The organism is Serinicoccus sediminis, from assembly GCF_004153545.1.
GTDB classification, from domain to species: Bacteria; Actinomycetota; Actinomycetes; order Actinomycetales; family Dermatophilaceae; genus Ornithinicoccus; species Ornithinicoccus sediminis_A.
Genome location: NZ_SDVA01000006.1, coordinates 1 through 13,773 on the forward strand (window position 1 = coordinate 1; position 13,773 = coordinate 13,773).

Consider the following 13,773-nt stretch of genomic DNA (forward strand, 5'->3'; position numbering starts at 1 on the left):
CCCGCCGGACGGCCAGGCGGAATCAGACACGGCGTACGAGCATCCATCAGGGCTCCTCCTCGAGTATATCGACGAGAGCAACAATGCTCCGCCAGTGACCGAGAAGATCACCCACATATCAAGCATGACAGTGATGTATCGACCGTGCCCTTCCGCACTCTCGTGGTGGATACGGTCAGCGTGACGGACCACGAGGTTGCCGGGAAGCGCTGTCATGGAGTCGTTGGCGCTCGGCCAGTCGTTGACCGGACCGGAGCCTGTCGCTGGCCGCGTCTGCGGTGGCGGTAGAGGACACGGGTGACGGTTCTGCCAGCCGGTGCATGAGCCGAGACTGGTGCCTGGCTGCCTGGGGTTCTTTGGTCTGCGGCCCCGTCGGGTTGGGCTCGCTGGGTGGGATGTTGTGGGCGGCTCGCCAGATGGCCAGGTCGCCGATGAGCTGGTCGTGAATGTTCGGGGGCAATGTCCGTCGCCATTGCGCCCGTCCCGTCGCGTCGACCTGCTGTGCTTCGTGGGTGACGCGGTGCTGAAGGTCGTCGATGTGCTGGGTGAGCCGGTCGAGGTAGGCGTCCGTCTCTTGGTCTTGGCGGAGGACTGGTGGGACGGCGGGCAGCCAGGGCAGGGGCGCGTCCCGGTACGACGGTGGGGTGGTGCCGGCGATGCGCCAGGCGAGGGCGTCGGCGGGGTCGTCGGCCTCGCCGAGTGATTGGCTTGCGCTGTACCAGGTCGCGTCCCGCAAGACGGTCTGTGGTGGGGTGCCGTCGACCCAGCGCAGCGCGAGCTGGCCGCGCAGGTGCGGGTATGCCGGTTGGTCGGTGAGGCCGGGCATCCACCGTTCGAGGGCGTCGTCCAGGGCTGTCATCTGCTCGTGCCCGAGGTGGTGCTGGGCCAGGACCGGGAGGGCGTCCTGGTAGGCCAGCACGGCCTGGCGCAGCAGCTGGGCGGCGTCGCCGCGTTTGGTGGTCGTGGCCGAGTGGGCGCGGCCATCGCGGGCGAGGATGTCGGTGAGCACCTGTCGCGGCTCCACGGCCACGTCCTGGACCTCCAGCCCGACACCGTCACCGGTGGTTGTGGGTGTGGTCAGGTAGAGGTGGTTGGTGGCTCTGCCGCGGGAGAGGGCGACGTACAGGGCCTGTCGGGTCTCGGTGCCGGTGAGGACGGTGTGGGTGGTGTCGACGGTCGCGCCCTGGGCGCCGTGGATGGTGCTGGCGTACCCCAGCTGGACGTGCTCGGCCACATACCCGGCCGGTAAAACGAAGCTTGCGGGCTTCCTCGCTCCGTCGTCGTGGTGGCGTTGGACGCTGACGCCCCCATCGGGGTGGACGGCGGTGACCCGCCACCGGTCCCCGTTCTTGACCCACGACCCGTCCCCCGGGCCTAGGGTTCGGTCGTTGCGGCGCGTGACCACGGTGTCACCGGCACTGGCACGGGTGCCGTCGCCCAGGGTCACCTCGCGCCCTGACGGCTTCACGGTGCTGTCGAGGCGGTCTTGGCGGGCGCGGTGGTTCAGCTCGCGCACGGTGTCCCGGGTCGCGGCCAGCAGCAGGCTGGACAGCCCGGCCTTCTGGTCGGCCTTCCAGGCCGCGTATGCGGCGTCGGTCACGTCCTCGGTGTCGTCGGTGTGGACCCGGTCGCGGTCGACGTAGTGGTCGAGGGCGGCGGGGTCGCCGTCGCGGATCGCGAGGGTGGCTGCGCCTTCAGCGGGGTCGGTGAAGCGGTGCAGCTCGGTCAGCGTGGCGGTGGTGCCGTGAGCGTGACCCTGCTCGGCCAGGTCCCGGAGCACCCCACCGGCCGCGACCGCGGCCAGCTGCTGATCATCCCCCACCAGGCGCACACTGGCGCCGGCGTCTATGACGTGCCGGACCACGGCCGCCAGGTCGCGGGTGCCGGCCATCCCGGCCTCGTCGATGACCACCAGCGTCCCCGGCCCCACCGCACCACCCATGGTGGGCGGTGGATCCTTGCCGGCTGAGGCACCTGCCGTGACGTGGTCGTGGAGGTGCTTGGCAAGGGTGTCGGCGGGGATGCCAGTGGCCCGGCCGAGCTCGTCGGCGGCGACCGCGGTCGGCGCCAGACCCAGCACGGTGCCGCCGGAGGCCTCCCACGCGCGTGCTAGTACACGTAGCGCCGCGGTCTTGCCCGCGCCGGCCGGTGCCAAAGCGACCTGCACCCGGCACCCGCTTGTGGCCAGGCTGCGGACCATCGCGGCCTGAGACCGGTCCAGGCCCGGCCACTGTGTGTTCGCGGCGGCCAGGGCGGTCTCGACCGTGTCGGCACCGGTCTGGCGGCCGTCGCGGCGCAGCGCGAGGGACAGCAACTCGTCCTCGGCAGCCAGAATTGCCTTTGAGGTGTAGGCCTGGCTGCCGTGCACGGTGTGAGCTGACTGGCCGTCCGGGCGGCGCAGCGCCCCCGGCTCGCCCAGCTCCGGCGGCACCCCGACCGGGACCGAGAAGCCCTCCAGGACCCACCGTTCGACCTCACGGGCGTGCTCCTCCAGCGTGTCCAGGGGGACGTGGGCGGCGCGGAGCTGGCGTTGGGTCTCGGCGCGCACGTGCCACACCTGCCACGTCGCCCGCGACCCCTCCAGCACCGACACCACCCGCGACGCGAGGATCTGCGGACGCACCGCCCTGCGGCGTTGTACCGGTGGGCGCCCCGGCAGCGCCCCCAGCCGCGGACCAGGGGCGATACCCAGATGAGGGCCATCTTCCTGGGTGCGCCCCCGGCTCTCCGGTGGGCGCCCCCGCCCCGCCCCCAGTGCGCCCTCGACCATCCCCTCCGGGTTGCGCCCCTGCCGGGCGAGCACGGCGGTGGCCTGCGCCCACCAGGCCCGGCGTTGTTCGGCCTCGGAGCGGGGTTCGTGCTTGCCCGGGCGGGTCTCCAGGTTCGCCTGCTGCGCCAACGCCAACGACTCCACCGCCGTCGGCGCCCGGCCGTGAGCATCCCGGAACGCGGTGGCCAGGTCGCGCTGCCGGGCCTCGATCGCCTCCCGCCGCGACGACCACGTAGACAGCAACACGGGGTCGATGCCCTCGATCTCTCGCACCGCACGCTTCCCCTGCGGTGAGGGACGCTCGACGAACGCGACGCCGAGTCGCTGCGTCAGGCCCGCTTCGAGGTGGGTGTTGTAGTGCTCGGAGGCCATGACCTTGGCCTTGAACAGCATCCGCCCGTCCAACGTCAACCACCGTCCGCCCTCCTCCGGCAGCGACTGGACCTTGTTCGAGACCACGACGTGGGTGTGCAGGTCCGGGTCCCCGGTCCGCGAGTCGCGGTGGTCGAACGCCGCCGCCACCAACCCGACCACGGGCACCTGCCGGATCCCGCCCTTGCCCACCCGCGTGAACGCGACCTCCTTCTCCAGCACGGCGAGGGTCGCGCGGACCGCGTCCCGGTGCGCGGCCTGCACCTGGCGGGCGATCTCCGGAGGGGCGAGGGCCCACAGGGTCGAGACCGACTTCACCGGCGAGAACGTCAGGTCGAACCCCGCCACCGGCACCTGCGCCGGCCGCGACGCCCGCGCGACGAACCTCGTCAGCTCGTCCTCGTCCACCGGTGCCCGACCGAGCTGTTCCACGAAGACGTCCCGGGCGACTCGGGTGCGGATCCGCGCCCGCTCGTCCGCCGGGATCGGAGCGTTCCACGCCAGACCCCTGGCGGTGTTGTGCTCGCTGAACGCACGAGCGGTGACCTGCCGCAAGGTCGTCTCCTCGAACGTCGGGAACGCCCGCCCCAACCCGCCCCACCCGTTCGCTGCCGCGTGGGGTTCACCGGAGCGCGGGTGGCGGCCCTGCCCAAACAGCAACCGCATCTGCTCCTCGGTCACCACGTCCCCGGGCTGCAGGTCGAGCCCGGCCAGGCCGGCCCCGAGCCACCGCCCCGGCGCCTCACCCTTCTCCTCGTAGTACGACGCCAACCCGGCCTGCCGGCGCTCCGTCGCATCGTGCTGGGCGACCTGGCCCGTCAGGTAGGTGTACCCACTCCCCGCGGCCAGTTTGTGCAACGTCATCACACCTACCAAAAGCCGCGATCCCCAGCGCGGGCGTTCACCAATTTCGGGACGAACCTCACCGAGTGCACCAGGTGTGTTCCTCAGGTGGGGCGGGTGACGTCCTGGTGAGTGCTCGATATCCCTTGGACGCGTCTGCGGCTGCGCGCGGTTCCGCGACTATGTCGCGCGAAGGTGCCGACGAGGGAGGGGTGAGCGGGCGTCGCCGTCACGCTGGGCGGGTGGCCAGGTAGACCGTGCTCGTGGACTGTCCGCCTTGTAGCGGGTTGGGAAACGTAACGATGTCGGCGTGCACGTCCGTGAACTCGGGTCGCAGCATCTCTAGGTAGCTCTCGTCCGGCGGGTCGTTGGACCAGAGTGCGTAGACGCCTGCGGGGCGGAGGAGACGAGCCAGGGCCTGGGTACCCGACGGTTGGTAGAAGGAGGTGCTGTCGTCGGCGAGTAGATGGCGCGGTGAGTGGTCGATGTCGACGATGATGGCGTCCACGGGGATGGCCACAGGGTCCGAGTGGAAGCCACCATCTCTCGACATGGCGAAGAAGTCCCCGTGGAGGAGCCGGCAGCGCGGGTCGGTGGTGAGCTGTTCACCGAGCGGGACCAGGTGCTCTTGGTGCCAGTCGATGACCGGTTGAAGAGTCTCGATGACAGTGAGCTCGCTGACCCGTTGGTCCTCCAGGACGGCCCGAGCGGTGTAGCCGAGACCGAGGCCGCCGACGACCACCCGGATATTCGTTCCGGTGATCCGTGCGAGGGCCCGGCGGGCGAGTTCCTCCTCGGAGACGGTGAACATGCTGGACATGAGGAACTCGTCACCGAGCTTGACCTCATGCACGTCGGTCCCGGTGACCGGCTCGCGCCGACGACGCAGGCTCACGTCGCCGATGGGTGTGCGGGCCCAGGCCAGCTCCTCGAAACGTGCGCTCATGTGATGTCCGATCTGGTCATGCTGCTCGTGCCCTGGTTGCTGTCGTCCATTCCCACCACAGGGGCAGGGTGAGTCTACTCTGACGCTTCGGTAGGGTTGCCCGGCCTGATCGTTCCGGCCCGCGCCTGCGCCGAGGTCGCGCGTCACCCATAGGTCAGTGGTCCGCCATCGGACTGCTGACATCGTCCCGACCTCAGGAGGCTCATCTGTGATGACCCGTGCCGACAAAGTACGCGGGGTGCGGTCACGACCGGGTGCCCGAACCCCGGGGGGCTTCTACGGCTGGCATGTCACTGCCTTCGCCGCCGTGGTCCTGGTGGCCACCGGGCCAGGGCAGACAGTTGGCGTCTCGACCTTCGTGGACCCGATGATCGCCGACCTCGGCGTGGACCGGGCGACCATCTCGACGGCGTATCTGGTCGGCACCCTCACCGGCGCATTGGTCCTGCCCAGGATCGGCCGCCTGGTCGACCACTTCGGGGCCCGCCGGTGCATGCTCGTCATCGGCGCGGCCTTCGGCGCGGTCCTGGTGGCCATGTCCTTGATCGGAGGTCTGCTGGGTCTGCTCCTGGGCTTCATGGGAATCAGGTCGCTGGGTCAGGGGGCGTTGGGTCTGACCGCGACCACCGTGGCCGCCCACTGGTTCGACCGGCACCGCGGTCGAGCCCTGGGGCTGGTGTCGGCCGTCGGCAGCGCCGGCATCGCACTGGTCCCGCTCGCGGCCGAGCTGCTGATCAGCACCCAGGGCTGGCGGGTGGCATGGGTGGTGCTAGGCCTGCTGGTCTGGCTGATCGTCCTCCCGGTGGCCGGTTGGGGGATCCGTGATGACCCGGCCCAGCTGAGTCAGCTGCCGGACGGCGACCGTCCCGAGCGGGACTCGCCGACGCCACCGCGGTGGGGGATGACCCGCCGCCAGGCCTTCGCTCACCCCTACTTCTGGGTTCTCACGGCTGGCGTGGCCGTGTCGGGACTCTTGACCACCGCGGTCGCTTTCCACCAGTTCAGCATCCTGGGGGAGCGAGGGCTGTCCAGCGCTGCAGCCGCCGCCAACTTTCTTCCGCAGACGGTTGCTGGGCTGCTGGCGACGCTGCTGGTCGGGCACCTGATCGACCGGGTCGATGTGCGTGTCGTGGTGGCGCTGTCCATGGGTCTGCACTCGGCAGCGCTGGTGGGGCTCACGTTCGTCAGCCCGGGCTGGTCAGCGGTCGCCTTCGGCGTGACGATCGGTGCGGCAAGCGCAGCCATCCGGATCACGGAGGCGGCGGCGGTGCCGGCGTGTTTCGGGTTGCTGCACCTGGGGGCGATCCGAGGTTTCGTGGCGTCCGTGGGCGTCGGGTCGACCGCCTTCGGGCCCTTGCTCTTCGCGCTCGGGCACGATCTGACCGGTTCCTACCGCGTCGTGGTCCTCCTGTGTGCCCTCATGCCGCTGGCCGTGGCCGCCGCCGGCGTGGTGCTGCACCCACCCGCACCCGTGTCAGCCAAGACCGACCAGCCGCAACACTGAAGCAGCAGACGGGCGAAGAAGGAGGGACCCTCGGTGCTCACCCAGGTGTAGGGCCGGACGCCGGTGAGGTGTGCACCCGACCGAGCCTGCGGGTGAAGGCCTCGGCCTTGGCGGTGGAGGCCTTCAGCTCGGCGATGCGCTCCTGGGCCACACCGCGGGTGTAAGCCACGAGGCTGTGGGCGGCGGTCCTGTCGTGCTCGCTGCTGTGGGGGTCGGCGAGGGCGTCCAGTGCGCGCAAGAGATCCCCGATCTGCTCGATGGAGAAGCCGAGCGGTTTCATCGGCATGATGAGCAAGAGCCGTTCAATGCCGGCCTCGTCGTAGAGGCGGAAGCCGCCCTCGGTGCGGGCTGCGGGCTCGACCAGCCCCATCTCTTCGTAGTAGCGGATGGTCCGGTGCGACAGCCCGGTGCGCTCGGCGACCTCCCCGATGTGGACGAGAGACTCCGCGGCATCGGTCATGAGGGCCCCGGTCTGTCGGCGCGGAACATGGGGAGCAGGCTACCGTCCGGCAGCTGGGACTCGATCGTGCTCAGGCGCCACTTGTTCGTGAACAAGGCGACGAGGGTTCCGTCGGTGCGGCGCAGCACCTCGGCCCCGTGCTTGCCGTCCACGACCGGGGTAGCCGTCGGCGTGGTGCGGCGGGCGACCTCGTAGTCGAGCGACTCGAGGACGGCAGGGGCGCCGAACTCGTGCTCCAGGCGGTGGGCGGCGACCTCGAACTGCATCGGGCCGACGGCGGCGAGGACGGGAGCCTGGGCGCCGCGGCGGTCGGAGACAAGGACCTGCACCACCCCCTCCTGGTCGAGGAGGTCGATCCCGCGACGGAACTGTTTCGACCGGCCGGTGTCCCTCGGTCGCACGACGGCGAAGTGCTCGGGCGCGAAGCGCGGCAACGGCGGGTAGCGCACCGTCGCCCCCTCGTGGAGGGTGTCCCCGACGCTGAGGGCCTGGGCGTTGACCAGCCCGACGACGTCGCCGGGGTGAGCCTCGTCGATCGTCTCGCGCTCCCTGCCGAAGACGGACTGGGCGTACTTCGTCGGGAACAGCCGCCCGGTACCCGCGTGGGTGAGGACCACGCCGCGCTCGAACCGCCCGGAGCAGACCCTCATGAAGGCGACCCGGTCCCGGTGCGCGGGGTCCATGCCGGTCTGCACCTTGAACACGAACCCGGAGAAGGGACCGTCGACCGGCCGCTCCAGCCCGTCGACGTCGAGCCACGGGCGCGGGGGAGGCGCCAGACTGCGGACCGCGTCGAGCAGCTCGGCGACGCCGAAGTTCAACACGGCCGCGGTGAACAGCACCGGCGTGGCGAGCGCGTCGAGGAAGCTGTCCTGGTCGTGGACCTGCCCGGAGGAGGTGAGCAGTTCCAGCTCCTCCACCGCTGTGCGCCAGTCAGGTCCGTGCCGGCGCGCCGCCTCGTCCGGAGGGATCTTCTCCCGTCCGGCCAGGGTCGCACCGCCCGGGGTGCGGGTGAACTGCGTCATGGCGCCGGTGGCCGGGTCCAGCACCCCGCGGAAGTCCCCGGCGATGCCGACCGGCCAGTTCAGCGGTGTCGGCACGATCCCGAGACGTTGCTCGATCTCGTCCAGCAGCCCGAGCGGCTCCTGGCCAGGGCGGTCCCACTTGTTGATGACGGTGATGACCGGGGTGCGTCGCGCCCGGCACGCCTCGAACAGCTTGAGAGTCTGCGGCTCCAGACCCTTGGCGGCGTCGAGCAGCATGACGGCGCAGTCGACGGCCGAGAGCACCCGGTAGGTGTCCTCGGAGAAGTCGGCGTGACCGGGGGTGTCGAGCAGGTTAAGCACCACATCGTCGACGGTGAGCTGCAGCACGGCGGAGGTGATCGAGATGCCCCGGGCCTGCTCCATGTCCAGCCAGTCCGAGACCACCCCGCGGCGCGAGCCCTTGCCGTGGACGGCGCCGGCCTCGGCGATCGCGCGGGCGTGCAGAGCCAGCGCCTCGGTGAGGGTGGACTTGCCCGCGTCCGGGTGAGAGATGACCGCGAAGGTGCGACGGCGCGCGGCCTCCGACTCCACGGTGGTCGGGGTGGTCGGACTCATGTGATGCGCCCCTCCGGCAACCGCAGGGCGGCGGCCAGGTCGGTGGTGGTCCACCCCGAGGCGAGCCAGTGGTCGGCCAAGGTGGTGAGGGTATGCCGCGCGTCACCCGACGTGTCCGCAGACCCCCAGGTGCTACGCACCCAGGTGGCCACCGCCGCCGGGTCGTGACCGGAGCGTTCCAGGGCGTCCAGCCGTGTGGTGGACCCGAGGCGGGTGCCCAGCAGCAGCACGACGGTGGGGTCGAGCCTGGTGCCCTGGTCGGTGAGCTGCTCCTGCGAGCGCTGCAACGCCTGTCGGACCGTGGTGGGCGGGGCCGGCAGAGGGACTGCGGCCGGGACGGGTCGTGGCGGGGATACTCTGCGGTCCCCGACCCGTGCCGGGGCATCCGGGGATCTCGGGCACGAGGGTCGCTGGACAGGTCCGCCAGTCTGTGTGCGCACCGCGGGTGCCGGGGCGTGGCGGTCGACGACTGCCGCCGACACGCACTCCTCGGCCATCGGTGTGTCGGTGGTGCCGACCGACTCGATGACCTCGGTGTCGCAGGAGTGGCACAGCACGACATCACGCCAGCCCATGATCGAGAGCTGGGTGCCGCGGGAGTGGCGTCGCATCACCTGCGGACGGGTGGTCAGGTCCTCACCGCCGCAGGTCGCGCACCGCCGTCCTCCGCGCCACCACGACGTCCCACAGCGGGTGCAGGTCAGCTCGACGTCACCCGCCTCCCGGTCCGGCCGGCCGCGCACCTGGTCGTCGCTGCCGCAGGAGGGGCAGGTCGTGGACGACGGGGAGAACATGCGACCTAGTCTAACGTTGCGGTAGAGTTGATGACGCAGCGATGGCGTGCAGCCATCGCTGCTGCGGTGTCCGGGCCCTGATGCCCTGTGCCCGCCCCCTGCTGACGCCGCCGTCGCCCCCAAATTCTTCGACCTGATCCCGCTATGCCCCGAGGAGCCCCATGACCGAGCCGACCACCACCACGGTCGCCACCGAACCCCATACCCACGTGGTGCCCGAGGCCGGCGAGCGGGAGACTTCCACCCGCGCTGCCCTCCGCAACCCCCGCCGGCTCCGGACCGAGGTGCTCGCCGGTCTCGTCGTCGCCCTCGCACTGATCCCCGAGGCGATCAGCTTCTCCATCATCGCCGGGGTCGACCCGCGGGTCGGACTCTTCTCCAGCTTCGTCATGGCCGTCACCATCGCCTTCGTCGGCGGCCGCCCGGCGATGATCACCGCCGCGACCGGGGCCATCGCCCTGGTCATCGCCCCGGTCGCCCGCGAGTACGGGCTCGACTACTTCATCGCTACCGTCCTGCTCGCAGGTGTGCTGCAGATCGTGCTCGCGGTCCTGGGGGTGGCCAAGCTCATGCGGTTCATCCCCCGCATGGTCATGGTCGGCTTCGTCAACGCCCTGGCCATCCTCATCTTCATGGCCCAGATCCCCTACCTCATCGACGTGCCCTGGCTGGTCTACCCCATGGTCGCCCTGGGGCTGCTCATCATGGTCGGCCTCCCGCGCCTGACCACCGCCGTCCCCGCCCCGCTCGTCGCGATTGTCGTCATCACCGCCCTGGCCTGGGCGGCCGGCTGGCAGCTGCCCGACGTCTCCGACCAGGGCGAGCTGCCCCGCTCGCTGCCCGAGCTGTTCATCCCGAACGTGCCCCTCACCTTGGAGACCCTGCAGATCATCGGCCCCTACGCCCTGGCCATGGCCCTGGTCGGCCTGCTCGAGTCGCTGATGACCGCCAAGCTCGTCGACGGCGTCACCGACACGCACAGCAACAAGACCCGCGAGAGCTGGGGCCTGGGCGTGGCCAACCTCGCCTCCGGCTTCTTCGGTGGCATGGGCGGCTGCGCGATGATCGGCCAGACCATGATCAACGTCAAGGTCTCCGGCGCGCGCACCCGGATCTCGACCTTCCTGGCCGGGGTGTTCCTGCTCGCCCTCGTGGTCGGTGCCGGACCGGCCGTCGGCATGATCCCGATGGCCGCGCTCGTGGCCGTCATGATCATGGTGTCCGTCGCCACCTTCGACTGGCACAGCGTCCACCCGGGCACCTTGCGCCAGATGCCCTACAGCGAGAACCTCGTCATGGTCCTCACCGTCGTGGTCACCGTCGTGACCCACAACCTCGCCTACGGCGTGCTCGTTGGCGTCAACGCCGCGATCATCCTCTTCGCCCGTCGCGTGGCCCACTTCGCCTCCGTCGACAAGGTGATCGAGACCGATGTCGACGGCGACGGAACCCCCGACGTCCGCACCTACAAGGTCTCCGGCGAACTGTTCTTCGCCACCAGCAACGATCTCACCTACCAGTTCGACTACGCCGGTGACCCGCAGAAGGTCGTCATCGACCTCTCGGACAGCCACATCTGGGACGCCTCCACCGTCGCCGCCCTGGACGCCGTCCAGACCAAGTACGACCGCCTCGGGAAGAAGGTCGAGATCACCGGCCTCAACTGGTCCTCCGCGGCCCGTCACGGACAGCTCACGGGCAAGCTGGGGGACGGGCACTGAGCCGGTGGACGACCGAATCGGCACCGGGCGCCCGCGTCCATGCCCCCTGATCTCCAGGCACGTTCAAGGCACGAAGCGCAAGAAAAGAGGGCCGTTGAACCCGCGTTTCCGCAGGTCAACGGCCCTCCCGTGCCATGGTCGGGGTGACAGGATTTGAACCTGCGACCTCTTCGTCCCGAACGAAGCGCGCTACCAAGCTGCGCCACACCCCGTGGCTCGTGCGCGGGCCCGACCGGGCCGCACGCAGCGTCCGCAAGGATAGCCCACGCCGACCGTCGCGGCTAAATCCGTGGGACTGTCCGAGGGCACCCGTAGGTTGGTGGCATGGACGACGACGTCAGGGGGTTCCTCCACAGCTTCGCGGAGCTGGTGGAGATGGCGCACCGCTCGATGGGGGCGCAGGACGGTGAGCCGCTCGCGGACCGGTTGACGGCATACCTCGGCACCCCGGTCGCCGACGTGGCCGTCGTGACCGAGGAGGTGATGAACCACCGGTACGCCGACTGGGACGTCGCGCTGGCGGAGGTCGCGGGGCGGGACCCGCAGGCCGCGGAGGTGGGGGTCGGTGGTGGTGACATGCGCCATCACGTGTCTCTCGGGGACCTCGTGGGCAGTGGCCACGGCCGGGCGTCCGTCGGCCAGGTGGACTACGTCTCCGTCGCGGTCGGCCCGCAGGAGCACCGGCGGGCGATCGGGCTGGGTCTGCGCCTCTTCCGGTATGCCGGGCACCCCGTCGTGGTGATGCAGCGCAAGGGCAACCCGCAGTACGGCCGTGACCGAGGGACCCTGGAGCTGCTGTGCGTCGACGAGGACACCCGGACAGCCCTTCTCGACGAGCTGCGCGCCGTGGCGCTGGAGCGCAGCGTGCTGCGGGGGCAGGTCATCGCCTTCGAGTCCTCGGGGTACGGCCCGGAGGCGCAGGGCGTGACCTTCCTCCCTCGACCCGACGTCGGCGAGGACCAGGTCGTGCTGCCGCACGGGTCGCTCGACCGGATCACCGCGCACGTGAGCGGCATCGCCGAGCACGCCGACACCCTCCGACGTCACGGCCAGCACCTCAAGCGCGGTCTCCTCCTCTACGGTCCGCCGGGCACCGGCAAGACCCACACGGTCCGGCACCTCGTCTCCCGCAGCCCGGACCACACGGTGGTGCTGCTGGCCGGCGAGTCGCTGGGCTACATCTCGCTGGCCGCCTCGTTGGCCCGTGCCCTGCAACCCGCCGTCGTGGTCCTGGAGGACTGCGACCTGGTCGCCGAGGACCGGAGCATGGGGCCTGGTGGACGTCCGTTGCTCTTCGAGGTCCTCGACGCCATGGACGGCCTCGACAGCGACGCCGACGTGACCTTCCTGCTCACCACCAACCGGGCCCAGGCCCTGGAGCGCGCGCTGGTCCAGCGCCCCGGCCGGGTGGACCTCGCGGTGGAGATCCCGCTGCCCGACGAGGCAGGACGCCGCCGGCTGCTCGAGCTCTACCAGGCCGACCTCGCCTTCGGGGAGGAGGCGCTGGCGGAGGCCGCGCACCGGACGGAGGGGATGACAGCCTCCTTCGTCAAGGAGCTGGTGCGACGCGCCGTCCTGCTGGCGGCGATGTCCGCGCAGGAGCCGGGGGACGAGCACCTGCGCGAGGCCCTCGACGGGCTGCTCACCAGCCAGGAGGAGCTCACCAGGGTCTTGCTCGGCAACAGCAGGCCCGGAGACGTCGAGGGTTCCATGGCACCGGGGATGACCGCCTGGGAGGAGGGAGGCGGGTGTGGCGACCCCTACGGCTGAGCGCGCCCAGGCGCGGTGAGGGTCAGCAGCGTCGCCTCGGGCCGGCAGCAGAAGCGGAACGGCGTGTAGGGGTTGCCGCCGAGCCCGGCCGAGACGTGCAACCACGCGGCGCCCGGGGGCACGGCGCCGCGCGCTGACCGGGCGCGGCGTGGTGAGGGGGCCGAGCCCGCACCCGGCCACCAGCGGGACAGCCCTCGGGCCCGGGAGGTGTCGAGGTCGCAGTTGGTGACGAGCGCGCCATACCCCGGCACCCGCAGCTGCCCGCCGTGGGTGTGCCCGGCGATGAGCAGCCGGGCACCGTCCGCGGCCATCGGGTCGAGCACCCGTCGGTACGGCGCGTGCGTGACGCCGATGGTGAGGTCCGCGCCAGGATCGGCCGGTGCCGACACCCGGGCGTAGTCGTCGAGCCCGAGGTGGGCGTCGTCGGTCCCGACCAGCTCGAGGGTGACCCCGCCGGTCTCGATGCGGACGCGGCGGTGGGCGAGGTCGACCCAGCCGCGTGCCGTGAGCCCGTCGACGAGGTCCTGGGTGGGGAGCCGCTGCGGGGTGAGGTCGGCACCCTTGCGATGGCTGTCGTTGATGTAGCGCAGGGGGTTCTTCGCCGTGGGTGGGTAGTAGTCGTTCGAGCCCAGGACGAAGGCCCCCGGGCGGTCGAGCAGGGCACCGTAGGTGTCGAGCGCAGCCGGCACGGCGTCCAGGGCGGCCAGGTGGTCGCCGGTGTGGACCACGAGGTCGGGCTCCAGCTGGGCGAGGCCACGGACCCAGGCGCGCTTGCGGGCCTGCCGCGGCACGAGGTGCAGGTCGGACAGGTGCAGCACCCGCAGATCGGGCGCACCGGGCGGTAGGCAGGGCACGGTCTGCTCCCGCAGGGCGAACCACCGCGGCTCCACCCAGGTGGCGTAGGCCACCAGCCCCGCACCGACGACCGAGCCGGCGGCGAGGGTGGTGCCGAGCGATCGGCGGACGGAGGAGGTCGTCATCGGGTGCGCGCC

General features: G+C 71.0%; 10 protein-coding genes and 1 tRNA gene. 4 read left to right on the forward strand and 7 right to left on the reverse strand.

What is annotated here, in order from left to right:
- Positions 1–175 precede the first annotated feature (175 nt).
- Complete coding sequence (gene mobF / locus EUS26_RS06970; protein WP_130012562.1) at positions 176–4,006, reverse strand: MobF family relaxase; 3,831 nt, start codon at positions 4,004–4,006, stop codon at positions 176–178.
- Positions 4,007–4,214: 208 nt separating this feature from the next.
- Complete coding sequence (locus EUS26_RS06975; RefSeq protein ID WP_130012564.1) at positions 4,215–4,931, reverse strand: polyamine aminopropyltransferase; 717 nt, start codon at positions 4,929–4,931, stop codon at positions 4,215–4,217.
- Between the two features lie 211 nt (positions 4,932–5,142).
- On the opposite strand from EUS26_RS06975, the gene EUS26_RS06980 reads away from it, so the two are divergent.
- The gene (locus EUS26_RS06980) at positions 5,143–6,435 is read left to right on the forward strand and encodes an MFS transporter (RefSeq protein ID WP_130012566.1); all 1,293 of its coding nucleotides are present in this window, start codon (positions 5,143–5,145) and stop codon (positions 6,433–6,435) included.
- Between the two features lie 37 nt (positions 6,436–6,472).
- Here the strand turns inward: EUS26_RS06980 and EUS26_RS06985 are convergent, their stop codons facing one another.
- From EUS26_RS06985 to EUS26_RS06995, 3 genes are read right to left on the reverse strand one after another with little or no spacing between them, the layout of a single operon-like run.
- Positions 6,473–6,895: a MerR family transcriptional regulator gene (locus EUS26_RS06985; RefSeq protein ID WP_130012568.1), complete on the reverse strand. Its 423-nt coding sequence runs from the start codon at positions 6,893–6,895 to the stop codon at positions 6,473–6,475.
- A complete protein-coding gene (locus EUS26_RS06990; protein ID WP_130012570.1) occupies positions 6,892–8,496 on the reverse strand; it encodes a peptide chain release factor 3 in 1,605 nt (534 codons plus the stop codon). Before EUS26_RS06990 ends, EUS26_RS06985 begins: the two co-directional genes overlap by 4 nt.
- Complete coding sequence (locus EUS26_RS06995) at positions 8,493–8,783, reverse strand: hypothetical protein (protein ID WP_130012572.1); 291 nt, start codon at positions 8,781–8,783, stop codon at positions 8,493–8,495. The genes EUS26_RS06990 and EUS26_RS06995 overlap by 4 nt, the downstream gene beginning before the upstream one ends.
- Before the next feature lie 145 nt (positions 8,784–8,928).
- On the opposite strand from EUS26_RS06995, the gene EUS26_RS07000 reads away from it, so the two are divergent.
- Complete coding sequence (locus EUS26_RS07000; RefSeq protein WP_130012574.1) at positions 8,929–9,315, forward strand: hypothetical protein; 387 nt, start codon at positions 8,929–8,931, stop codon at positions 9,313–9,315.
- Positions 9,316–9,451: 136 nt separating this feature from the next.
- Positions 9,452–11,011 carry a SulP family inorganic anion transporter gene (locus EUS26_RS07005; RefSeq protein WP_130012576.1) on the forward strand — a complete coding sequence of 520 codons (1,560 nt, stop codon included), beginning with the start codon at positions 9,452–9,454 and terminating at the stop codon, positions 11,009–11,011.
- Positions 11,012–11,146: 135 nt separating this feature from the next.
- On the opposite strand, the gene EUS26_RS07010 is transcribed toward EUS26_RS07005, so the two are convergent.
- A tRNA-Pro gene (locus EUS26_RS07010) sits at positions 11,147–11,223 on the reverse strand.
- A 112-nt stretch (positions 11,224–11,335) separates the two neighbouring features.
- Between EUS26_RS07010 and EUS26_RS07015 the strand changes: the two genes are divergently transcribed.
- On the forward strand, positions 11,336–12,781 hold the full coding sequence (locus EUS26_RS07015) for an AAA family ATPase (protein WP_130012578.1): 1,446 nt from the start codon (positions 11,336–11,338) through the stop codon (positions 12,779–12,781).
- Here EUS26_RS07015 and EUS26_RS07020 read toward each other — a convergent pair.
- Positions 12,772–13,761, reverse strand: coding sequence for a metallophosphoesterase (locus EUS26_RS07020; RefSeq protein ID WP_130012580.1), 990 nt, complete (start codon positions 13,759–13,761; stop codon positions 12,772–12,774). The genes EUS26_RS07015 and EUS26_RS07020 overlap by 10 nt on opposite strands.
- Between the last annotated feature and the right edge of the window lie 12 nt (positions 13,762–13,773).